This window comes from Paenibacillus sp. RS8 (genome assembly GCF_041956825.1).
GTDB lineage: Bacteria > Bacillota > Bacilli > Paenibacillales > Paenibacillaceae > Paenibacillus_AQ.
Genome location: NZ_CP168131.1, coordinates 5,674,744 through 5,695,018 on the forward strand (window position 1 = coordinate 5,674,744; position 20,275 = coordinate 5,695,018).

23 protein-coding genes are annotated in these 20,275 nt (G+C 38.9%); 10 read left to right on the forward strand and 13 right to left on the reverse strand.

From position 1 onward, the window contains the following. Positions 1-77 precede the first annotated feature (77 nt). The 4 genes from ACDZ28_RS26730 to ACDZ28_RS26745 form a co-directional block, all read right to left on the reverse strand. Positions 78-1,703 (reverse strand): DNA cytosine methyltransferase, encoded by a 1,626-nt coding sequence (locus tag ACDZ28_RS26730; protein WP_375103251.1) that lies wholly within the window; start codon positions 1,701-1,703, stop codon positions 78-80. Between the two features lie 423 nt (positions 1,704-2,126). Next, positions 2,127-3,140, reverse strand: coding sequence for a reverse transcriptase family protein (locus tag ACDZ28_RS26735; protein WP_375103252.1), 1,014 nt, complete (start codon positions 3,138-3,140; stop codon positions 2,127-2,129). 232 nt (positions 3,141-3,372) lie between these two features. Continuing rightward, the gene (locus ACDZ28_RS26740; RefSeq protein WP_375103253.1) at positions 3,373-3,696 is read right to left on the reverse strand and encodes a hypothetical protein; all 324 of its coding nucleotides are present in this window, start codon (positions 3,694-3,696) and stop codon (positions 3,373-3,375) included. Beyond that, the gene (locus tag ACDZ28_RS26745; RefSeq protein WP_375103254.1) at positions 3,689-4,576 is read right to left on the reverse strand and encodes a hypothetical protein; all 888 of its coding nucleotides are present in this window, start codon (positions 4,574-4,576) and stop codon (positions 3,689-3,691) included. The genes ACDZ28_RS26740 and ACDZ28_RS26745 overlap by 8 nt, the downstream gene beginning before the upstream one ends. Before the next feature lie 290 nt (positions 4,577-4,866). On the opposite strand from ACDZ28_RS26745, the gene ACDZ28_RS26750 reads away from it, so the two are divergent. The 3 genes from ACDZ28_RS26750 (at position 4,867) to ACDZ28_RS26760 (ending at position 7,873) form a co-directional block, all read left to right on the forward strand. Beyond that, positions 4,867-5,484, forward strand: a complete 618-nt coding sequence (locus ACDZ28_RS26750; RefSeq protein ID WP_375103255.1) for a hypothetical protein — start codon at positions 4,867-4,869, stop codon at positions 5,482-5,484. 4 nt (positions 5,485-5,488) lie between these two features. Continuing rightward, entirely contained in the window at positions 5,489-6,502 is a 1,014-nt protein-coding gene (locus ACDZ28_RS26755) for a DUF262 domain-containing protein (protein ID WP_375103256.1), read from the forward strand. A 618-nt stretch (positions 6,503-7,120) separates the two neighbouring features. Continuing rightward, on the forward strand, positions 7,121-7,873 hold the full coding sequence (locus tag ACDZ28_RS26760) for a YdcF family protein (RefSeq protein ID WP_375103257.1): 753 nt from the start codon (positions 7,121-7,123) through the stop codon (positions 7,871-7,873). On the opposite strand, the gene ybaK is transcribed toward ACDZ28_RS26760, so the two are convergent. The 5 genes from ybaK to ACDZ28_RS26785 form a co-directional block, all read right to left on the reverse strand. Further along, a complete protein-coding gene (ybaK, locus tag ACDZ28_RS26765; RefSeq protein WP_375103258.1) occupies positions 7,862-8,335 on the reverse strand; it encodes a Cys-tRNA(Pro) deacylase in 474 nt (157 codons plus the stop codon). The genes ACDZ28_RS26760 and ybaK overlap by 12 nt on opposite strands. Before the next feature lie 96 nt (positions 8,336-8,431). Continuing rightward, a complete protein-coding gene (locus tag ACDZ28_RS26770; RefSeq protein ID WP_042128738.1) occupies positions 8,432-8,683 on the reverse strand; it encodes a YolD-like family protein in 252 nt (83 codons plus the stop codon). A gap of 185 nt (positions 8,684-8,868) precedes the next feature. Further along, positions 8,869-9,687 (reverse strand): radical SAM protein, encoded by an 819-nt coding sequence (locus ACDZ28_RS26775; protein WP_375103259.1) that lies wholly within the window; start codon positions 9,685-9,687, stop codon positions 8,869-8,871. Then, on the reverse strand, positions 9,684-10,217 hold the full coding sequence (locus ACDZ28_RS26780) for a methylated-DNA--[protein]-cysteine S-methyltransferase (protein ID WP_375103260.1): 534 nt from the start codon (positions 10,215-10,217) through the stop codon (positions 9,684-9,686). The genes ACDZ28_RS26775 and ACDZ28_RS26780 overlap by 4 nt, the downstream gene beginning before the upstream one ends. After that, the gene (locus ACDZ28_RS26785) at positions 10,207-10,827 is read right to left on the reverse strand and encodes a bifunctional transcriptional activator/DNA repair enzyme AdaA (RefSeq protein ID WP_375103261.1); all 621 of its coding nucleotides are present in this window, start codon (positions 10,825-10,827) and stop codon (positions 10,207-10,209) included. The genes ACDZ28_RS26780 and ACDZ28_RS26785 overlap by 11 nt, the downstream gene beginning before the upstream one ends. A gap of 74 nt (positions 10,828-10,901) precedes the next feature. On the opposite strand from ACDZ28_RS26785, the gene ACDZ28_RS26790 reads away from it, so the two are divergent. Together ACDZ28_RS26790 and ACDZ28_RS26795 are read left to right on the forward strand one after the other, a co-directional pair. Further along, positions 10,902-11,024, forward strand: a complete 123-nt coding sequence (locus ACDZ28_RS26790) for a hypothetical protein (RefSeq protein WP_269321958.1) — start codon at positions 10,902-10,904, stop codon at positions 11,022-11,024. Positions 11,025-11,039: 15 nt separating this feature from the next. Further along, a complete protein-coding gene (locus tag ACDZ28_RS26795) occupies positions 11,040-11,579 on the forward strand; it encodes a MerR family transcriptional regulator (protein ID WP_375103262.1) in 540 nt (179 codons plus the stop codon). Between the two features lie 111 nt (positions 11,580-11,690). On the opposite strand, the gene aspA is transcribed toward ACDZ28_RS26795, so the two are convergent. Beyond that, complete coding sequence (gene aspA / locus ACDZ28_RS26800) at positions 11,691-13,115, reverse strand: aspartate ammonia-lyase (RefSeq protein WP_375103263.1); 1,425 nt, start codon at positions 13,113-13,115, stop codon at positions 11,691-11,693. Positions 13,116-13,459: 344 nt separating this feature from the next. Further along, entirely contained in the window at positions 13,460-15,136 is a 1,677-nt protein-coding gene (locus ACDZ28_RS26805) for a hypothetical protein (RefSeq protein WP_375103264.1), read from the reverse strand. Between the two features lie 236 nt (positions 15,137-15,372). Here ACDZ28_RS26805 and kduI point away from each other — a divergent pair, with 236 nt between their 5' ends. The 3 genes from kduI (at position 15,373) to kduD (ending at position 17,894) form a co-directional block, all read left to right on the forward strand. Next, positions 15,373-16,206: a 5-dehydro-4-deoxy-D-glucuronate isomerase gene (gene kduI, locus ACDZ28_RS26810; protein WP_341113607.1), complete on the forward strand. Its 834-nt coding sequence runs from the start codon at positions 15,373-15,375 to the stop codon at positions 16,204-16,206. A 132-nt stretch (positions 16,207-16,338) separates the two neighbouring features. Then, on the forward strand, positions 16,339-17,094 hold the full coding sequence (locus tag ACDZ28_RS26815; RefSeq protein WP_042128753.1) for a DeoR/GlpR family DNA-binding transcription regulator: 756 nt from the start codon (positions 16,339-16,341) through the stop codon (positions 17,092-17,094). A gap of 41 nt (positions 17,095-17,135) precedes the next feature. Then, positions 17,136-17,894 carry a 2-dehydro-3-deoxy-D-gluconate 5-dehydrogenase KduD gene (gene kduD / locus ACDZ28_RS26820; protein WP_375103265.1) on the forward strand — a complete coding sequence of 253 codons (759 nt, stop codon included), beginning with the start codon at positions 17,136-17,138 and terminating at the stop codon, positions 17,892-17,894. Positions 17,895-17,939: 45 nt separating this feature from the next. Here the strand turns inward: kduD and ACDZ28_RS26825 are convergent, their stop codons facing one another. Further along, positions 17,940-18,374: a DUF5301 domain-containing protein gene (locus ACDZ28_RS26825; protein WP_042128757.1), complete on the reverse strand. Its 435-nt coding sequence runs from the start codon at positions 18,372-18,374 to the stop codon at positions 17,940-17,942. Continuing rightward, the gene (locus ACDZ28_RS26830; protein ID WP_076119599.1) at positions 18,374-18,901 is read right to left on the reverse strand and encodes a hypothetical protein; all 528 of its coding nucleotides are present in this window, start codon (positions 18,899-18,901) and stop codon (positions 18,374-18,376) included. The genes ACDZ28_RS26825 and ACDZ28_RS26830 overlap by 1 nt, the downstream gene beginning before the upstream one ends. A 142-nt stretch (positions 18,902-19,043) precedes the next feature. On the opposite strand from ACDZ28_RS26830, the gene ACDZ28_RS26835 reads away from it, so the two are divergent. Together ACDZ28_RS26835 and ACDZ28_RS26840 are read left to right on the forward strand one after the other, a co-directional pair. Further along, complete coding sequence (locus tag ACDZ28_RS26835; RefSeq protein WP_375103266.1) at positions 19,044-19,694, forward strand: NUDIX domain-containing protein; 651 nt, start codon at positions 19,044-19,046, stop codon at positions 19,692-19,694. After that, positions 19,691-20,236, forward strand: a complete 546-nt coding sequence (locus ACDZ28_RS26840; RefSeq protein WP_375103267.1) for a GNAT family N-acetyltransferase — start codon at positions 19,691-19,693, stop codon at positions 20,234-20,236. Before ACDZ28_RS26835 ends, ACDZ28_RS26840 begins: the two co-directional genes overlap by 4 nt. Positions 20,237-20,275 lie beyond the last annotated feature (39 nt).

Here is a 20,275-nt window from a genome sequence, read left to right on the forward strand (position 1 = left end):
TTATTTATGGCATGGTTCGGCGTAACATCTGTTGGGTGAGATCAAAATAGAGTGGTACAAATATTATACTATTCATACTAATTATTCATAGTTAGCCGATCCCATACCGATGATAAGTATTCTAAGATTCCTTCCTCGTCTGGAATTTGCTTTAGTTTTAATAGTTCCTTAATATCATTATCGGTAAGAAAGAATATATAACTACCAAATTGATTAAGCACATCTTTACATCTATTCAATAATTTTTGATAGTCCTGAACTTCCCTGCAAATAAGAATACCCAACTTTCCTGTATGCTCCCCTAATCTGCCGAGTAATTGGTCCACTTCAGGATTCGACGGATCAGAAGTATAATTCTTGCATTCAATAATTATTCTAGGACAAAAAACATGGTGTCTATCTCTTATATGAGCAAAGAATCCTGATGCTGCATAGTTATCAAATACTATATCGATTCTCTTTCTACTATTATTTAATTTGACTTCCGTTCTTCCCCTTTTGAGGCTATCACCAAATATGTATTGTAAACAACAAAAAATTAAATTATGATAGTCATTTGCTGATTCTCCCCCTGTTGGTATTGATTTAATTTGATATATAAGCTCCTCAGCTTCAGTTAGCTCTTGCTTGGATACTTCAAGTTTATCTATCATGACTAACAAATCTGATTCTTTATCTAAACATTCATAATTTCTTGCGAGTGGTTCGTCTGCATTCTTTAATAATTGAGTGTTGATTTCATAATATTCCTCATTATTTTCGATATATTCATTAAGATCACCTGATTCTCTTGTTTCCTCTTTATAATTAATGTTCTCTATAATAAAAAATAGTTCTTTTGCTAAGTGGTATGCCAATTGTGGTGGAAACGCATTCGCAATTTGATTGAATTTTGATTTGAGACTACCGTGAAAGTAAGTGTCTCTTGAAAACGATTGTATTGCAGCCGCCTCTTGCCAAGATATAGTATAATATTTTCCAAACTGTGGGGATATATCTTCACGTATTAATTGAGTCTTTGTATTGATAGAAGGTGATAAACCATCTAGATTGATGTATTTTATACCATTCCATCTCGGTGAACTACTTTCTAGACTTTTTTGGCTTACACATTTTCTATCTTTATAATCAATTGCCCCTAAATCTTTTATAACTTCTCTTACTGAGATTAAATTAGAGTGCTTTAAAGGAAATTGATATTTATAATTAAGATCTTTCCTAAGACCAACTAAAACAAATCGCTCCTTATTTTGTGCAATACTATAATCTTTTGTATTTAGCACCTTATAAGATATCTCGTATTCCGTATCATTCAACTTATTTAGATAATTTTTAAGTATACCAGTCTTCATATTTAGATGGATTTTATGCCCATCAACTAAAAAGACTTTAGGCCTCTTACATTTAATAATATCTAAAACTATATCTATATATTTTTGCTCATCTGTATACCAATTTGATTTTATACCTGTTGAAAATCCATTCGAGAGTAACGATCCCAAAATCACATCAGAACTTGGAATTGTATTTTTATCAATATTATGAATATCGTCATTTATAATCTCTACGTTTGACCAATCACGATGTGATATACAACTGTCTTTGTTGATATCTATTCCCCATATAATTTTAAATCCAGCTTTCATAAAGCCCAGGTCCATCCCCCCAGCTCCACAAAATATTGAGACCACTGTAGGATACATTATATATTACTCCTTTACATCATTTGATATTATTTCTAGTAAGATATTTGGCATGATTATCAACTTATTGTGAAGACATGCCAAACTTGTTTAAGGGCGCAAACAAATTTATGTCCCTTTGTTAATCAAACAAGTCTACCAATAGTAATCATCATCTTTCTCACCAATATTTTCAATACTTTACCATTCAAATCGTTTTCCAGGAACGTGACTACGTATAAAGAAAATCCAAGTCGATTATAGGTAATAAAAAAACCACCCTTAACTTGAGTAGTTTCTGTGTCTCTATATCCTTCGTTTATAATTTACATATAACTCAATCTAAATCTGAACAACAATCTAGTATCATCTTAAAATTATGTATGATATTTATTGATGTTTCTACACCATTAAAGATGCTGGTTGATTCTTGTTTCATAAAAATTAATATCCCCAATTTATTTTATTCAATCTATCCAAATAATTTTGCCCTTCATTTGGTTCAATCATTTTTATAAAATTAGCCATTCCAAAGAGGTACTCTTTAAAATATGAACGTTCTTCTGCTTTTATTTCTTTAAGATGACTATACACTCCATACCTTTCACAATAATAAATATGCTGCTCTAACTTCATTTTGTATTTTCTCTTTACTTTAACAGTCTCACCAACCATAAGACCAGTAATCTCTTTATAAGGAATATTCTCTTGAATTCTCATTTTTTTTAAATTTATATTGAAATTCTCACTTTCTATTATCTTAATAATAGATGGAATGAGACCCTTTACTTTCTCATCTCCAGAAATAGTGATGTCATCAGCATACCTCGAATACCTATATCCGAAGTCCGACACAAGACTCAATATTCTTTTGTCTAGACTATTACACAAAATGTTAGCTATATAAGGGCTTGAAGGTGCTCCTTGTGGAAGTACTCCATTATAGGTACATAATTTAGCTAGAGAATATGATATCTCTTTAGTGTATCCACTATTGTGAAAGAGACGGAAAACTTGTTCAAATTTAATATTTGGGAAAAAGTCTTTCAAATCTAAATTAATTACAGAAGATTGATTAATATGTACAGCGGCATTATCTTTTATGCTCCTATTACGCACAAATCCATATGCAGCCCCGCTTATGCAAAATCTATATAAAATATTGTCTAGTATCCAACGTTGTATTTCTTTTAAATGAAGGCTCGGCATTGTGATTTCCCTATACCTACCATTTGACTTAGGTATTATATGCTCAGTATAGAAAACATCTGAACTAACTATATAATAACTCAGCTTCTTATTATCTATACCCATTAATAAAGATAAGTGTTTTTTGTCAAATATTACAGGTAAATCTTTATTAACTAACTCTTCAGCATAACTTAAACATGCCTTTTGATAGCGTCTTCCGTAACCTTCTTCTATTAGCTTTTCTCTAAGTCTATTTATATAATCCATAGTATCCCTCATAGAAAGTCGGTAGTTTCTACCAATATAAATTTATTAACTATTATTACAAATTAGATAAACAATATTATAACAATCTATCAGACAATTTATTGTATGATACTGCAAAATTATTTGCAGTGGAGAATTTAGTGATCTTCTAAACTCTCCAGATCAATTAAGAAACATTAGTAAGGGTAGAGACTCTCTACCCGAATCTAGAAAACTACCGACTATCATTATTTTACTTTATTTTTTTCATAAAACCAATCGGAATATATATTTCATTTAAATCCATCTGCTTATTTTCAATAACACTCTTAATCTCAAAGCTATCATAGTAATCAATATCATAAAGATCATGTTTTTTTAAATATTCTATGGATTTATCAGAAAGTTTATAATATTTTTCTAACACTAGTAAACCTTCTTTTTGGAATCTTTCAATCACATGCACTAATTGTTGTTTATCAAAACCGAAATTATGACTTATCTCTATATATGAGTAACTTGCTTTGACAGTATTAAAATAAACAAGCATTATTAAATCCTTATAATTATCACTCATTATTTACCCTCTTGCTTCTCCCAACCGAAAAATTTTGTTTTTGTTTCCCTCTCTTTGGTAAGGTGAACCTCTTAAAAAGAGTATTCCATTGTTTTAATTTCCCGAATTCAGGATGATACCAGAAAGAGCTTAAAGTATTGTTCGGTATATTATGGTAAAATCCAATTATTAATTGGCTATCTTTAAAACCCATAATATTTCTATGACCTTTCCCCCAGATTGTTTCTTCAAATTTACTTAGTACAATTCTTTTATCGTCTTTTAGAGTTGGGTGATCAGAAAATATTTTACCACACATTCTTTCCACCTTTACCTGTACACTTAATTCTTCTTCAGCTCGATATTGTTCTATAGATTGCAATGCTGAATCTGTCGCTGCTAAAAGATTAATAATAATCTTTTTTCCCATTAACTTATCTTTATATTCTTTTAAAAAATCAGTAATCGTTTTTCCAGATCCAGAAATGTCATCAAAAAACACAGCGATTTTTATATGTTCATCGCACCCCAGATCTTCAATGTTTTTCTTTATAGTATCTTCATAAATCTGAATTCCATCTTCTCTTACTATTTCTCTTATTAACATTGTCATTTCATCTGAGCTATTTGTTTTTCCACTTTGAGAAGGAAGGGAAAAAATAGCAATGTCTTCTAAACTATTGTTATGTAATAATTCAGATAGTTGCTTTTTTAGTATCCCCTTGACCTCTATCTTTGAGAAAAATTCAAATTCACTAAAAAGCTGTATTAATATTTCTTTAACATCTGGTAAATCAGTATTCTCAATCCATTTATAAAACTTATTTTCAATATCCTTTAGGAAATATTCTTCTTCACCATATTTTTCTATAAAATCTCTGATTATCTTTTCAATATCCATAAGCCCCCTGCAAATTGTAGGTTTTTTTGAAATAAAACGTATTAATTCAGAACCGGTAAGATAGGCCGATCAACCTAATAAGGTCTTACTCATTTTGTCGAATAACAATATTGTATAATTATTTTCCACAAATTAGAAGAGCGTTCTAATTTTAAATACATACTTAAGTCACGAGGTAAATGATATGGTGAACCTTTCATAAGTAAAGCAATTTAACATATTGATAGATATTTATATTATAATTTGGTACTATTTACCGATAAGACGTTAAAGCGAGGGGGAACTTGCTTTTGAATTATGAGTTATTTAATAGGACTCTTTTAAGTACAACAAATCAGGAAGAAAGAATACACTTTGCAAGAAAGCACTTCTTTCATGGTATACCGTTTGTATTTAAAGATAGGGAAGATCAATATTTTGAGTTTAGAAGTAAGATTGCTAGGCAATTTAATCTAAACTTTGGAGAGGTATTCATAGTTGGCTCAGCGAAATTTGGATTTAGTTATATTAAAGGAACTGAATTTAGTTACGAATCAGATATTGATGTAGTACTTGTGAATGAACAGCTATTTGAACATTTTTATCAAAAAATATCAGAGTACCAATATCAGATGGATAGATTTCATCATACAATTTCCTTGGACGAGAAAAAACAATACAATAAATTCCTTAGATATTTAGTCAAAGGTTGGATGAGACCAGATCTATTGCCGTATTCCTTTCAAATTGAAATTCTAAAAAAAGAATGGTTTAACTTTTTCAATTCAATCTCTAATGGAAAATCCGAAGTTGGCAACTATGAAGTTAAAGCGGGATTATACAAGGGTTACTACTATTTAGAGAAGTATTATATGAATGGTATTGAGGGATACTATAATAAAAGAAAAATGGAAATAGTTGGGGGATAATAGTATGGCGAAACAGATGCAAGCAACACCGAGCACAAAAAAAGTCTCTGATATATATACAAGATTATCGGGACCTAATCCTACGTTAATTTTACAACCACCTTTTCAAAGGAGATTTGTTTGGAGCGATGATCACAAAGAGAGATTAATTGATACTATTTTAAACGGATTACCAATACCCGAAGTGTACATAGCACAATCAGGAATTGACCTCGAAAAGTTAGAGACACAAGAGGTAGTTGTGGATGGCCAACAGAGACTAAGTACCATTATTCAATACATAGATGAGCCCGATGATTCTATAGTCTTTGGAACCATCGTTCCAAAGTTTAAAGTACTTCAAGATCAAGATAAAAGGGATTTCTTGAATTACAATATTGTAATTCGTGACCTCGGTGATATAGATAGTGCGACGATTATTGATGTATTTAAAAGAATAAATTCAACAAGATATGGCTTGAATGATATAGAGCTTCATAATGCTGTTTATAATGGGAAACTTATCACAACTGCAAAAGATATTTTGGATAAAGTTAACACAGACAATCTTCCATTCCTAACCGAATCAATGATATCAAGAATGGAAGATTTATACTTTATTTTGAGTTTATTGGCTACTATTATACACGGTGGATATTTTAGCAGAGATAAAGAGATTGAGAAATATATTATAGAATACAATGATAAGTTTGAATCAAGCGAAAGTTATAAACATAGGTTTAATGAGATTTTCTCTTATATCGAGAAATTACGTTTGAAGTCAGAATCTATTTGGTATCGCAAATCGAATTATTTCACACTTTTTGTTGAGTTATATAATCGAGATCTAACAGGTTATGATATGAAAACAATTCATGATAAGTTGGTTACATTCGAAAACAACGTTTTGGAAAATCGCAACTTGGGTAGAGAGGAAAATGATTTCAGTAAATATTATGCTTATATGTATTCTGGTACCGCAAGTCGACAAGCAAGAGTAGTCAGAGGGGAGATTCTTTCGAAGTATGTCCTTGATTAATGGCAAGAGCGCTAGCCCTTTTAGGTAGCGCTCTTATTCTTTCTAAAATTCAAAAAAATTTCGCCCTATTTATGATAAGGTTCACCCCGATTTATCTTCACCGCGGTACATCTGTTCCAAGCTCTCAGTGAATGAACCATAACATAATTCTCATCAGTTGTATGGTTGTTATTAAGCAGATTGCGGAGACCATTTATACAGCACGTTCTCTCATACACTTTCGTCCTGCATAGATTTCCTTCTCTATATCATTATGAAATTTAAGCAACAGTTCCTTCTTCAAAGACTCATTAGTTGTCTCTTTTAACTTAATAAATAATTTCAGTAAATCATAGGGTAAGAGAGATGAAAACTCATTAAATCACTCCGTTTATTTAAAATTTCGCTTGATATATCATTTAATTCCGCAGATACCATACCGACTAAAAGAGCGTATTTTAATATTTAACTATTTTATTGAAAGGTATCGACTAACAAAAAACGCCTTCTTTCGAAGGCGTTGATTAGACTTCTCATCAAATAAAAAAAGACCGTTTCGGTCTTTTGAACAACTTCGAACACCCCAACTCATGTTACAATACAACCTGAACTCATACTTTACGAAGGCGGTTGATACTGTTGATTTACATCATCAAATTTGTATACAGCTTTGTGCTTCCTCCAGGACTTTTCATCTTACTACTGCTCGGTATTGTCATTTGGTTATGGAAAAAGAACCGTCGTCCTGCGCTTGTCCTGCTTGGCGTTACACTGCTTATGTATTTCTCCATGACTTCCTTAGTCAGCGATGCGTTAATCGGAGGGTTAGAACGAAAATATCCTCAACCGGATACATTGCAAGGAGATGTCATCGTTGTGCTTGGTGGAGGTGCAAGCTCTGGGACACCGGATATTGATGGCGAGGGCAACTTATATGGATCAGCAGCGAATCGGCTAATTACAGCTGTACGACTACATAATGCGAGTGGTTTACCCATCCTATTCTCTGGTGGACAAGTCTTCTCCGACAGCGGCAATGAAGCGGATATCGCCAAAAGACAACTCCTCGGACTCGGTGTCCCCGAAGAGGATATCCTGACCGACAATCAATCTCTTAACACGGAGCAGAATGCTGAAAATACCGCCGCAATCCTACAAGAGAATGGACTTAAGCGTCCTGTACTAGTCACATCAGGGTTTCATATGCCCCGCTCGATGCAGCACTTTAAGAACGCAGGGCTAACAGCGCAAGCTTTTCCTACAGATTATATCGCCAGCGCTGAATTTTCGTTGCAACCCTCAAAGTTCACTCCTTCTCCAGGAGCCATCTCCACTACAGGCACAGCCTTGAAGGAGTATTTAGGTCTTCTTGTTGCTCATCTATTTAATTAGATCTGTGAATTTCGCATTGGTTACCCCTGCAAGAAGCTGCGGTGATACATCCATTTGTTGACCAATTTTTCCGGCGCTAACGGCTATCGTTTCCTGACTTTCTGCGCTGCTATCAATGAACGTTGGATATAGCTTTTTCATACCGACTGGTGAACATCCACCACGGATATAACCCGTCCACTTCTGCAAATCCTTGACTGGCAGCATCTCAATCTTTTTCTCTCCGGCGGCCTTGGCCGCCTTTTTGAGATCCAGCTCCTCAGCAACCGGTATAACAAATACATAAAGATTGGCTCCGCTATGAGCGACCAAAGTTTTAAAAACCGTCTCTGCCGCCTTTCCAATCTTCTCCGCAACTGCCGTACCATGGATTAGTCCATCCTCATTGTCATACTCAAACACTTCATATCCAATTTTCTTCGCATCTAGCATTCGCATCGCGTTGGTTTTGGTTACTGCCATATCTGATCTACCTCTCTTTAATCTATTCGATACTATATGGTCAAAGAGGCCCCAAAGCCAACATGGCTCACAGGACCTCTTATTGCTGCGTTCCCATTAATCTCTGGGATAATTAATTTGCATAATATCCATAAACGGAACTTTTTCGATACCTTCGTTTTTACTGACGTGTACTTTTCCAGTCCGCGAATCCATTTCTACAATCGTTCCGCGCACCTGTTCTTCTTTTCCCCATACGGTCAATAAGATCTCAGAACCTTCTTGCTTGGCTTCAACTAACTGATTGCCTAGCTCCTCAAGTACAAACTCATCTCTCGTGGGCCGTTTGGCCACTTTTGCTTTTGCCACTCTACTCCTCCAATAAGCGATTACGGGTATTAAGTATACAAGCATAAACGCCTTCGATGTCCTTATAAGGACACCATGCGAATATACGAGAAATATAAGACATAAAGTATTGCGTGAATCTTATACGTTCTTATATTTTTAAATACTAAGTATGAATGCTCTCGTTTATTATATCATGTTTCAGTTTAAGGCTCGAACCCCTTCTGGCTCAAGAACAGCTCATCTTCTGAAAAAACACTCCGGAGTCCATCGTACACCCTACGATATGCCGCTGGATCATACCAATCTTCCAGTTGCAGCTCTTCATAAAGGGAATATATACCTAATCTTCGTGTACGTTTTCCCCCACTGCCATCTCCCATAAAATAATCGTCAATACAGACTCTATCCACGAGTTCCCTAAGAATCTCAGGAAAAGAAGTGCTGCTTGGCAATACCGGAGCGATGGTTGCTTGAACAGGAATGCCCGCATTACGCAGTAATTTCAGTGTCTTTAATCTCGCAGAAATGGGCGGAGCACTTGGTGTGAATTTTTTGCGAATATCTTCACGATCCGTCTCTACAGTCATACTCACACGAACCTTATCTCCTAAGGGTATTAGCAAATCCATATCTCTGCTTACGAGCGGACTACGCGTCTGCACGAATAAAAAATCAGGCGGATTCTCTACCATAACCTCCAATAAAGCTCTTGTTACTTGTTCCTTGTACTCTATCGGTTGGTAAGGATCTGTACTAGAGGACATAAAGATGGAGACCGGTCCTTTGGACTTTGCTTTTTGGAGTTCTTTGCGTAGGATAGCTGCAGCTTCTTGTTTTACATCTACCCACATCCCCCATTCCTCTTTACGGAACATTGAAACGGGCATTTGACGCACATAACAATATGAACAGCCATAAGTACATCCGGTATATGGATTCAAAGAATGACTGTATCCATTCAGATAACCCGTCCCTTTATTAAGTAAGGTCTTTGGGGTTTTGTACTGGATCTCATTCTTCATAGTTCTTGAGCAAGCTTCCCGCTCTCCAAATGAAGCAGCCTCGTCTTCATCTCTAATCCCCCGCGGTATCCGGTTAATGTCCCATTCTTGCCAATGACTCGGTGACAGGGCACCGTAATTAATATCGGATTCGCACCAATCGCCGTCCCTACCGCTCGTACTGCAGCCGGTTTTTGAATATATGTGGCAATGTCCGAATAAGACCACGTTTGTCCATATGGAATTTCACATAACGCTTTCCACACCGCAAGTTGAAATGGAGTCCCACGATAGTCAAAAGGAATGCTGAATGCCTGCCGTTCCCCTTGCAAATATTCGATCATTTCCTGTACAAATGGAACCATTTTCTCATCGTCCTGCACCAGTTCACTTCCAGGAAATTTTCGGCTGATCCAGTCACTCATTTCTTCGAATGGCTTCTGCTGCGACCCCACATAACTTAATCCTTTCTCTGATGCTGCGATATAGAAGCTCCATTCCTTATAAGCTAGCAATGTCCAGTATATGATTGCATTTGGTCTACTCTCCATTTTTCTGTACCTCCAAGATTAATTCAGAATGATTCGTTAATTCTACTTTGTTAAGCTGTCGATACTGCGTTGGGGTGTGCCCCGTCTTTTTCTTAAATAAGGTAATAAAATACGACGTATTTGGCAGACCCACATGTGTTCCAATATCAGCTACAGCCCGATCCGTGGTAACCAAATATTCAGATGCCTGATCGATTCTCTTTTGCTGTATATAATCCACAGGAGTGATTCCCGTTACTTTCTTGAAGGTTCGATGCAGATGATAAGGGCTTCCATGACAGACTTCTGCCAGCATTTCAAGAGTAAGAGGTTCCTGATAATGCTTGTCGATATATTCAGTCATTACAGCCACCCATTCCTTATCCGGCAGCCGCTCACCCGTCGGTTTGCATCTTTTACAGGGACGAAATCCAGATTCTATCGCTTGTTCTGCATTTTGAAAGATACGTGTATTCTCTCGATTAGGTGCTTTGGACTTACAGGAAGGTCGGCAAAAGATTCCCGTAGTCTTCACAGCATAAAAGAATTTATCTTTATAAGCTGCATCATTTTGCAAAATCGCCTGCCATTGCTCCTCGTTCATCTTTTCCACATCTCCACTCCTATCCATACGCTTTACCTCTAAACCAAGTATACCCTGCTTCAGGGTTATCTGTACTCATTCTAGAATGTAAAAGCAAGATAGTGAAATACAAAAGTGGTGAGATTGCTCGTAATAACACTTTGTTTATCGAATCCGCACTTCCTTTGTCAACCGTGCAGGGAGCAGCAATTGAACAACGAATTACTCATAACAAGTCTACCTGAACTGGAGGAATCGAAATGGAAATTCTGAAAACAAAGGATGCCGCAGAGCTGTTGTCTGTTAGCCAAACAACGATCAAACGTTGGGCTGCTATGTTCCCTGACTTTTTTCCAAAGGACCGATTTGGCCACTATACATTCTCAGAGCAGCAAATTAGCTTGCTCAATCATATTAAAGATTGCATTAATCACGGAGAAGCACTAGAGGGTATTCAATTAACTGTCGCGAATGAGCATCAATTGTCGTCGTCACCGCAAGACCCACTTCATCCCACTGACGCTGAGCCTATGCAAGATATATTGTCCCGGATTCATTATATCGAACGTACACTCGATCAAAAAGCCGACGAAGTAGTCATGATACAGCTGCTTCAGCAACGTGAAGAGCTTGAGGATCTGCGTATAATGATTAAACAATTAGCGGCATCCCTTGAACCCATGCAAGTTACAAAAGGAAAAACCTTCACACCTAATGAAGCATCCTATCCCGTTACCACTTCAAGATTACCCTCTCCGCCAAGAAAGCGCGGGCTATTACGCTCATTCTTTTTCCTATAAGCCTGAAACGCAACGCAAAAGAACCTACTTCTAACCATCGTTGAAGTAGGTTCTTATTAAATAACGTAGAATACGGATGACAAAGGCAGTGACTAATGGTTAGGCAATCCCCTACTGTTTCTGCAATAAAGCTGAGCCTGCGATTCCCGGATGTGTCATTTCGTATGGGTCCAGAATCAGATTTAGCTCTTCCTCGGATAACACATTATACTTAAGGCACAATTCACGAACAGATTCTCCTGTCAAAATCGCCTCACGAGCAATACGAGAAACCACTTCGTAGCCCAAATGTGGGTTAACCGCAGTAATGATTCCGACACTCCGTTCCACATCCCGCTCTAGCTTCTCTTTATTGGCTTCAATACCAGCCAGACAGAAGTCTGTGAACACTTGGAAGGAGTTGTTCATGATGCTGATGGACTGAATGAGATTAAATACTAGAACTGGCTCCATAACATTCAGTTCCAGTTGACCCGCTTGGGAAGCCAGACAGATCGTATGATCATTCCCTATGACTTGAAAAGCTACCTGATTGATGACCTCTGCCATAACCGGATTGACTTTACCTGGCATAATGGAGGAACCAGGCTGGCAAGCAGGTAGTGAAATTTCATTAAACCCTGTCCGCGGGCCAGAGGCCATGAGTCGAAGATCATTAGCAATCTTGGACATGTTCATCATGCAGACCTTTAGGGCAGCAGATACTTCGGTGTATGCATCTGTATTTTGCGTAGCATCCACAAGATGATCTGCAGTAACTAGCGGCAACCCACTTATTTCAGCCAAATGCTCTACAACCACTTCGATATATCGAGGGTCAGCATTTAATCCAGTTCCTACAGCCGTTGCCCCCATATTCACTTCATATAAATGATGACGTGTATGTTCAATACGTTTGATATCTCTCTCAAGTACTCTGCGATAAGCCTCGAACTCTTGGCCCAGACGAATCGGCACTGCATCTTGTAGATGCGTGCGTCCCATTTTTATAACCGGATCGAATTCCTTGGCTTTAACTGCAAACACCTCATGCATTCTGCGCATAGTTACAAGTAGTTGTTCCAAAAGAGAAAGCGTCGCAATATGAATAGCCGTCGGGAATGCATCATTTGTAGACTGCGCCATGTTCACATGAGAGTTGGGACTTAAATGACGATAGTCTCCTTTTTCATGACCAAGCAGCTCTAAGGCTCGGTTAGCAATGACTTCATTGGCATTCATATTTAACGAGGTACCTGCACCACCCTGTATAGGGTCTACAATAAATTGTTCGTGCCATTGACCTTCGATGATCTCATCTGCTGCTTTCACAACCACTTCTCCAAGCCCACGATAGAGCCTGCCGATTTCCATATTTGCAAGCGCAGCGGCTTTCTTTACGATCCCCATCGCTTTGATTAATTCATTGTGCACTCTATAACCCGTAATTGGAAAATTCTCTACTGCGCGTAATGTCTGAATCCCATAGTATGCGTTCTTATCTACTTGTTTGCTGCCTAGAAAATCATTCTCTACACGAAATTCAGTTCCTGTCACAGTAAATCCCTCGCATTCTTTGAGTTAGGTTTGATCGGATTTAAGAAAGCGCATTCATTCATATGTCTCACTTAGATATTAACCTTTATTGTGACAAATGTCTCTCATAAAATTAGAGATTAATGTAATTAATTTCAAATAAGTTTACGAAAGCCTTGCCCTTAAAGGAAAGGTGGTTTTTATTAGGAGTAATTTTCCAAATGAAGCTATAGCATAGTATGTACACTAATTAAATTCTATTGCACTTCATGCCATCAAATCTCATCACATATTTACAAATTAAAAAGAGTCGACCTTAAGGTCGACTCTATCCAAACTTTACTCACAACTATGTTGAGTTATTATTAAACCGTATAGTTCTCCAAGGAAATCTTCACATCATTCAATACAGCTCGCGGTCGCTCTAACTCACTCTCGATACTCAATTGCAATCTATCGCCATTACTGGTCGTATAATGAGCCGCCAACCCGTCTTCCATCTCGAACTGCGGTTCATTGTGGGCCATAGCTATAACGAAAGCATCTAGTCCGATGATTCCAAGCTCCGCGGACTCCTTAACACCTATCGCTTCAACGATCACCCCACCCAGCTTTCCTTGAACGGTTACCTCAATATATCCCGGCCGTTCCTGCAGTTGGTATGAATGTGATAAATAAATTGCGAAAAAGACATCCCCAACCTGACCAAACAAGGCGTTCGGGTCTTGCATCCACTCCCCATGAGGAAGAACACCGATGATCGTATTCTTATCACCCTGAGGAATGGGGAATAAAGAAATAACAACATTCTTGTGATAGAGGACCTCCATATAACGACTCTGATGGCGAGGATCTCCCTCATTGTAGCCTTGACCTGGGTGGAAGAAATATAACTGGTTGGACCCTCCTTCTCCATTCACAGGCAGGGAGAACGCCCATCGGAGCTGCTCATTATCGAATTCCTCTACTCGCTCCCACATCCCGCCTGCGGCAAATTCCTCTGTAATATAGGCGTAGGAATGAAGCAGCGGTTGAACGTTCGGATCTGCAGGAACTACTTTCCGTGTAAGCTTGGTAGCTTCCACTGGCGTCTGGTGATTCATTGCAGCTGTTAAAGCCTCTTCGGGTGCTTTATAGAAAAGGAGTCCAGCATATTCCGTGCGTGGCATTGCCTCTGGAAGCTTGAAGTCCCCGAACTGAACATAGTCATGCAGCACATTAGCGTCACCTGGTATGTCATGAGGCCAACCTCTTGAATGTGCCCCTACCCAAGCTCCACGCAAATAAAATGCTGCTCTGACATTCCAAAGATAATCAAGCATTTCTTTAAGAGTAATTATTAAATCCGTATCCTCTGCTGAGATAAGCTCCAAAGCACAGGTAAACGCTTGCACCCAATGCCAGAACCACGGAAGACTGCCGTATTCAGGCATACCTTTGGAGCGAATATACGCTAGCGTACTCTTCAGACTTTGCCGACCATCTTCAAGCAATATTTCGTCTGCGAAAATCGTACCAAAAATCAGCTTTGCTGCTGTATATTTCGCTTCATGATGTCCAAAGGTTACTACCGGCTTACGGAAGAAATCACTCCGATAAATGTGCCCAAATGCTGTATTCAGGACAATACGGAGTTGCGCATTTAGTGATCCGCCATATTTTTTGCAAAAGTAAGCCATCAGACTCCCCATAATTTCCACAGGTAACTCATGCGGCGATGCTTCACGTGGAATAGGATTCAAACCAAGTGGCCAGTGCCCGTAGAGCTCCGTACCGGCTTGTCGATTCTGAAGCAATAAAGTCTCCAGCAGCACATCCTGTGCCTTCTGCTTCGCTAGTTCACGATCGAAAGGTCTCACCAGAGAATCATCTACTGCAGCTGCAAAAAGATACGAGCCATAATAAAAGTTATTTCGCACATCATCGTGGAACCAGAGTCCACTCTCCAGGAGAGGTCGCCGCTCCGCTTCCAATGCGATTTTAAAAATAATTTCTTGCTGACGCTCCTTATAACTACTCTGAATACCATTTGACTCCAGCATTCAAGTTCGACCTCCCATATCTCAATTCTCAATAGTATGACAATAACCCTACGAATGAGAACAAAGCATTTTAGCTCTATTGTGCACACTTTTTGTTCATTTTGCAATTATAAAAACCTAATAATAAACTAAAATGAACATAAATAATAAAAATTACACTTGTAAAATGAACTTAAATGGAGTAAATTGTACCTATACGAACGAAAAATATGCTTGTTAAGGAGATTGAATATTCCATGGAAAGACGTTTCGCATCCCATCCTAATGAAGTTAAGCAGTTTGACACTGAGCGCCTCCGTAAGGAATTCCACATTCCTGTCATTTTTGCACCTGATGAGCTAAAGCTTGTGCTTACACATGAAGATCGTATGATCGTTGGTGGTGCTAATCCTGTTAAAGAAGAAGTAGTTCTTACTACAGACCTTAAAGAGCTTGGGGTTACTTACTTCCTCGAACGCCGTGAGCTGGGGATCATCAACGTTGGCGGTAAAGGGACGGTTGTTGTCGATGGTACAGAATATGAAGTGGATTTCAAAGAATGTCTGTATGTCGGTCAAGGTTCTAAAGATGTTATCTTCAAAAGTGCAGACGCTTCCAAGCCCGCCAAATTCTATTTGAATTCTGCACCTGCTCACCAGTCCTATCCAACTACCAAAACCACACTGGCCGAATCCGAATCCGGTGCGATGGGCGGTTTGGAGAACTCCAACGAGCGTACCATTCACCGATTCATTCATACAAATGGCGTACAAAGTGCTCAGCTAGTTATGGGTATGACTCAACTGAAGCCAGGTAGCATGTGGAATACGATGCCAGCACATACACATCCACGCCGGATGGAAGCTTATTTCTATTTCGATCTACCAGACGATTCCGTTGTGTTCCACTTGATGGGAGAGCCTAATGAAACTCGCCATATCGTAATGCAAAACGAACAAGCCGTTATTTCTCCAAGCTGGTCCATCCATAGTGGTGTCGGCACTCATAACTATACTTTTATCTGGAGTATGGCTGGTGATAATAAAAGATATGATGATATGGACCCCGTATCCATGAAAGAACTACAATAGAGACAAGCTAAAACGCCTTCGGCGTCCTTTTAAGGACGATAAGCGTTTGTGCGAGAATTATAAGGAAGAGTCTAGCGTGAAACTTAAACTTTCTTATAATTTTAATCAATTACGGAAAGCTGAGGCAAGCGGATGAACCCGATACGACGACACGAGATGATTATGGAAGTTATGCTGAACCAAAAAGATGTAACGGTGAATGAACTGAGCGATAAGCTGCAGGTTACCGGAAAAACAATTCGTGAGGATTTAAGCAAGCTGGAGGAACAAGGACTGATCGTTCGTGTCCATGGCGGAGCTGTGCTGGCACAAAGTGACCAGTTTGGTATTTTACCCTCCAAGGATCCCCTGGATAAGTATTCCGACGAGAAAACGGAAATCGCCTTGCGTGCGCTTGCTCATATTGAACAGGACGATATTATAGCTCTTGACGGTGGGAGCACAACGCTTGAAATTGCTCGACGCCTGGACAATATGCCTCTGACGGTAGTCACCAATGATGTATACATCATCAGCGAGCTGGTTCCCAAAGATCATATTCGCCTGGTCGTTCCCGGGGGTTACCGTGTCCGTAATATGTTGGCCGGCCCTGAAGCCGTCTCCTATGTGCAACAGCTTAATATTCAAAAAGCATTTGTGTCCTCTACAGCTGTTCATATTGAACATGGACTTTCCATATATACAGGAGATTTAATTGAGTTTAAGCAAGCCCTTGTGTCTACAGCCCGTAAGGTGTTCGCGGTTGTCGATCACCATAAATTTGGTCAAACTGCGCTACGTACATTTGCTTCTCTGCAGGAGGTTGACGTTATCTTGACAGATAATGGACTCTCCCCCGAGACGACAAAACAGTTCCGCAATGCCGGCGTTATCATTGAATGTGAGTAATAACGGAATCATATCCATTTAAATCAAAGGGGCGTAATTATATGTCATCATCATTATTCAGCTTGGCAGGTAAAACAGCACTTGTAACCGGTGCAGCGCAAGGTCTTGGACAAGGGATTGCCCTTGCCTTCGCAGAAGCAGGTGCAGATATCGCATCCGTATCTCTTAATACAAGTGAAGAAACCGTAAACGCTGCAAAAGCTTTTGGCGTAAAAGCGGTTAGCATCGAATCTGACCTAAGTGATCATAACAACCTGCAAAACACATTTGACCAAGCCCTTGAACTGACCGGTCATGTTGACATTCTCGTGAACTGTGCAGGAATGATCCGCCGTACTCCGGCAAAAGACCATAGTGAAAAAGACTGGTTCGATGTAATCAACTTGAACCTGAACACAGTGTTCCTTCTGTCTCAGATCGCGGGTCGCCACTTCCTTGAAAGAGGATCCGGGAAAATCATTAACATCGCCTCCATGCTCTCCTATCAAGGCGGTATCAATGTTCCTGGTTACACCGCAAGTAAGCACGGGGTTGCTGGTCTTACTAAAGCTTTTGCCAACGAATGGGCAGGCTCCGGACTGAACATCAATGCGATTGCACCAGGCTACATGGCTACTGAAAATACAGCTCCAATCCGTGCCGACCAAAGTCGTTCGGATGCCATCTTAGATCGTATCCCTGCTGCACGTTGGGGAACGCCTGATGATCTTAAAGGTCCTGCTGTATTCTTGGCTTCCGCGGCTTCTGACTACTTGAACGGCCACATTCTTAATGTTGACGGCGGATGGATGGCTAGATAAATAACCTGAAATATTTAACCCGCTGCCTGTGGCAGCGGGTTATTTTTACTTAAACAAGCTTGTAATAGATTCCCCATCAAACTTACTTGTAATTTTAAAACCCCCGGAGTGATACTTATTGTTACTAGCAAGATCAATGATATGCAGAAAATTAGTGTCTGTGAGAGTCATTCCAAAACGCAAAGCTTTATTTACACGTATACTTATCCAATAGGTTTCCGTAGGTTTATCAGCAGTATTACTTCTTCTCAGTTTCACATCAGAGAACTCATGTATTATCTTTTCAATTTCTTTCGGATCCTCAACTTCTACTTGTTCATCATTTGACGATTTAAGAATCTCGATGGACGTGATTTCGGCTGTATCGATTCGATCTAAAATAATATTTTTAAATGAATTATAACTGTGATATAACGTAATGCTCCAAAAGCCAATAATGAATACTACAAGAAACACGATGTACGGATTAGTTTTTTTCATTAATCTGAGCCTTCTATCTGCACAAATTCTCCCGGATGTGCCCGAATATACTCGCCAATCAATCTGTGGCTATCTTCGGCTATGTTCTTAAATCGTTCAAATAAACCACTCATCTCTCTCAACAACTCAGGGTCACGATCGAGATCCGTGATGGTAGCATCAACCCACTGTATTCCAAGACGATTGTTTCTTTCTTCGAGAAATGCCTTTGTTTCCTGAAGCAAAAGAATCATCGGATCATCGCCAAAAAATCGTATGCCTCCCATCACCCCTGTCCAATACCCCGGCAGGTCTTGCATGTAAGAAATCCAAGCATAATATTCCCCTTCGGAATTACGGCTGTGATCATGCATTACTCTGAACATACAAAGAGCTTTCTGTCCATCTGTGAGCTTGGAGATCACTTCGGATTTGATCGATGGTGATTTTGCGCGAATCTGCTGAAAGGTAGGCTCCATACAGGCCCATCCTAGTCTTTCATCACTTAAAGTGTCCAAATCCTTCTGCTTCATGGTTACTAAATTCATTTAACTCCTCCTTTGATTAACATCCAAAAATATACATATCATTCTAACTGTTGTCAATAAGGACCACCCTAACATTTAGGGTAATTCGAACGGTTTTATGATAGGCTTTAGAAAGAAGAAATCATCACAAAGGAGCTTTTCTATGCATAAAGAGATACTTACCATTTTTGATGAAGCAGGCAACCGAACAGGTACGGCTCCACGTGAAGAGGTACATCGGTTAGGTCATTGGCATGAGACTTTCCACTGCTGGTTCATAAGCAAAGATCAGGAAATACCCTATATCTATTTACAACTTCGGAGTGAACAGAAACAAGATTATGCAGGACTACTGGACATCACGGCCGCCGGACATTTGCTAGCAAATGAAACTGTAGAAGATGGAATACGCGAGGTTCAAGAAGAACTGGGACTGGAGATTTCTTTTGAAGAACTGATCCCGCTAGGAACAATTCCTTACAGTTTGAAAAAAGAAAACTTTATCGATAATGAACGAGCGCATGTCTTTATTTATATCAATTCCTATCGACTAGAAGATTTTCAGTTACAACAAGAAGAGGTCGCCGGCATTGTCAAAGCTAAGTTCTCTGATTTCTGCAGATTTTGGCAGGAAGAAATACATAGTCTACAAGTCAACGGTTTTCAAATCGATCCGCATGGACATAGAATTGCCATTGAGCAGGATGTAGACAAGACCCATTTTGTACCCCACGATACGGATTATTATTCTCGTATTATTGAGGGCATCGAGGCAATATTTCTAAAATCATCAGAAGTAACGGAGGACAAATGATTATTGATCAACAAATATTTAGTGTGAGAGGAATCCAATACATCATTCGATCTGCAATCCCTACGGATGCTATGACATTGTCCAAATTAAGAGTACAAATTGATGGTGAGACCGAGAATTTAGACAGAGAACCAGGGGAAGCGTTCATTGACAAATTAGGCTTCACGGTGCTTATTCAATCTGATTCGAAGGAACCCAGAAATTTGTTTCTTGTAGCGGTAGTTGAGGATCAAATCGTTGGGTTCTCCCGATGTGAAGGTCCTACTTTAAAAAGATTCGCTCATAAAGTAGAGTTTGGAGTATGTGTGTTGCAGGATTATTGGGGTTATGGAATTGGAAAGAATCTTTTAGCAGAATCTATTGCTTGGGCCGACGCTAACGGTATCCAGAAAATCGCTTTAAATGTCCTGGAAACGAACGACAAAGCAATTAAACTTTATCAAAAGCTCGGCTTTGAGATCGAAGGCACATTAAAGAACGACAAGGTCCTTTCGGATGGCAAATTCTATAACACGATTATGATGGGACGACTTATGAATTGATAGTAAAAAGGCAGAACCTGAATCCCCCAGGTCCTGCCT

Coding starts and splice junctions, on each gene's coding strand:
- ACDZ28_RS26730 (WP_375103251.1), bottom strand. CDS start 1,703: ATGTATCCTACAGTGGTCTCAATATTTTGTGGAGCTGGGGGGATGGAC.
- ACDZ28_RS26735 (WP_375103252.1), bottom strand. CDS start 3,140: ATGGATTATATAAATAGACTTAGAGAAAAGCTAATAGAAGAAGGTTAC.
- ACDZ28_RS26740 (WP_375103253.1), bottom strand. CDS start 3,696: ATGAGTGATAATTATAAGGATTTAATAATGCTTGTTTATTTTAATACT.
- ACDZ28_RS26745 (WP_375103254.1), bottom strand. CDS start 4,576: ATGGATATTGAAAAGATAATCAGAGATTTTATAGAAAAATATGGTGAA.
- ACDZ28_RS26755 (WP_375103256.1), top strand. CDS start 5,489: ATGGCGAAACAGATGCAAGCAACACCGAGCACAAAAAAAGTCTCTGAT.
- ybaK (WP_375103258.1), bottom strand. CDS start 8,335: ATGGCAGTAACCAAAACCAACGCGATGCGAATGCTAGATGCGAAGAAA.
- ACDZ28_RS26775 (WP_375103259.1), bottom strand. CDS start 9,687: ATGAAGAATGAGATCCAGTACAAAACCCCAAAGACCTTACTTAATAAA.
- ACDZ28_RS26780 (WP_375103260.1), bottom strand. CDS start 10,217: ATGGAGAGTAGACCAAATGCAATCATATACTGGACATTGCTAGCTTAT.
- ACDZ28_RS26785 (WP_375103261.1), bottom strand. CDS start 10,827: ATGGATAGGAGTGGAGATGTGGAAAAGATGAACGAGGAGCAATGGCAG.
- ACDZ28_RS26795 (WP_375103262.1), top strand. CDS start 11,040: ATGGAAATTCTGAAAACAAAGGATGCCGCAGAGCTGTTGTCTGTTAGC.
- ACDZ28_RS26805 (WP_375103264.1), bottom strand. CDS start 15,136: ATGCTGGAGTCAAATGGTATTCAGAGTAGTTATAAGGAGCGTCAGCAA.
- kduI (WP_341113607.1), top strand. CDS start 15,373: ATGGAAAGACGTTTCGCATCCCATCCTAATGAAGTTAAGCAGTTTGAC.
- ACDZ28_RS26815 (WP_042128753.1), top strand. CDS start 16,339: ATGAACCCGATACGACGACACGAGATGATTATGGAAGTTATGCTGAAC.
- kduD (WP_375103265.1), top strand. CDS start 17,136: ATGTCATCATCATTATTCAGCTTGGCAGGTAAAACAGCACTTGTAACC.
- ACDZ28_RS26825 (WP_042128757.1), bottom strand. CDS start 18,374: ATGAAAAAAACTAATCCGTACATCGTGTTTCTTGTAGTATTCATTATT.
- ACDZ28_RS26830 (WP_076119599.1), bottom strand. CDS start 18,901: ATGAATTTAGTAACCATGAAGCAGAAGGATTTGGACACTTTAAGTGAT.
- ACDZ28_RS26835 (WP_375103266.1), top strand. CDS start 19,044: ATGCATAAAGAGATACTTACCATTTTTGATGAAGCAGGCAACCGAACA.
- ACDZ28_RS26840 (WP_375103267.1), top strand. CDS start 19,691: ATGATTATTGATCAACAAATATTTAGTGTGAGAGGAATCCAATACATC.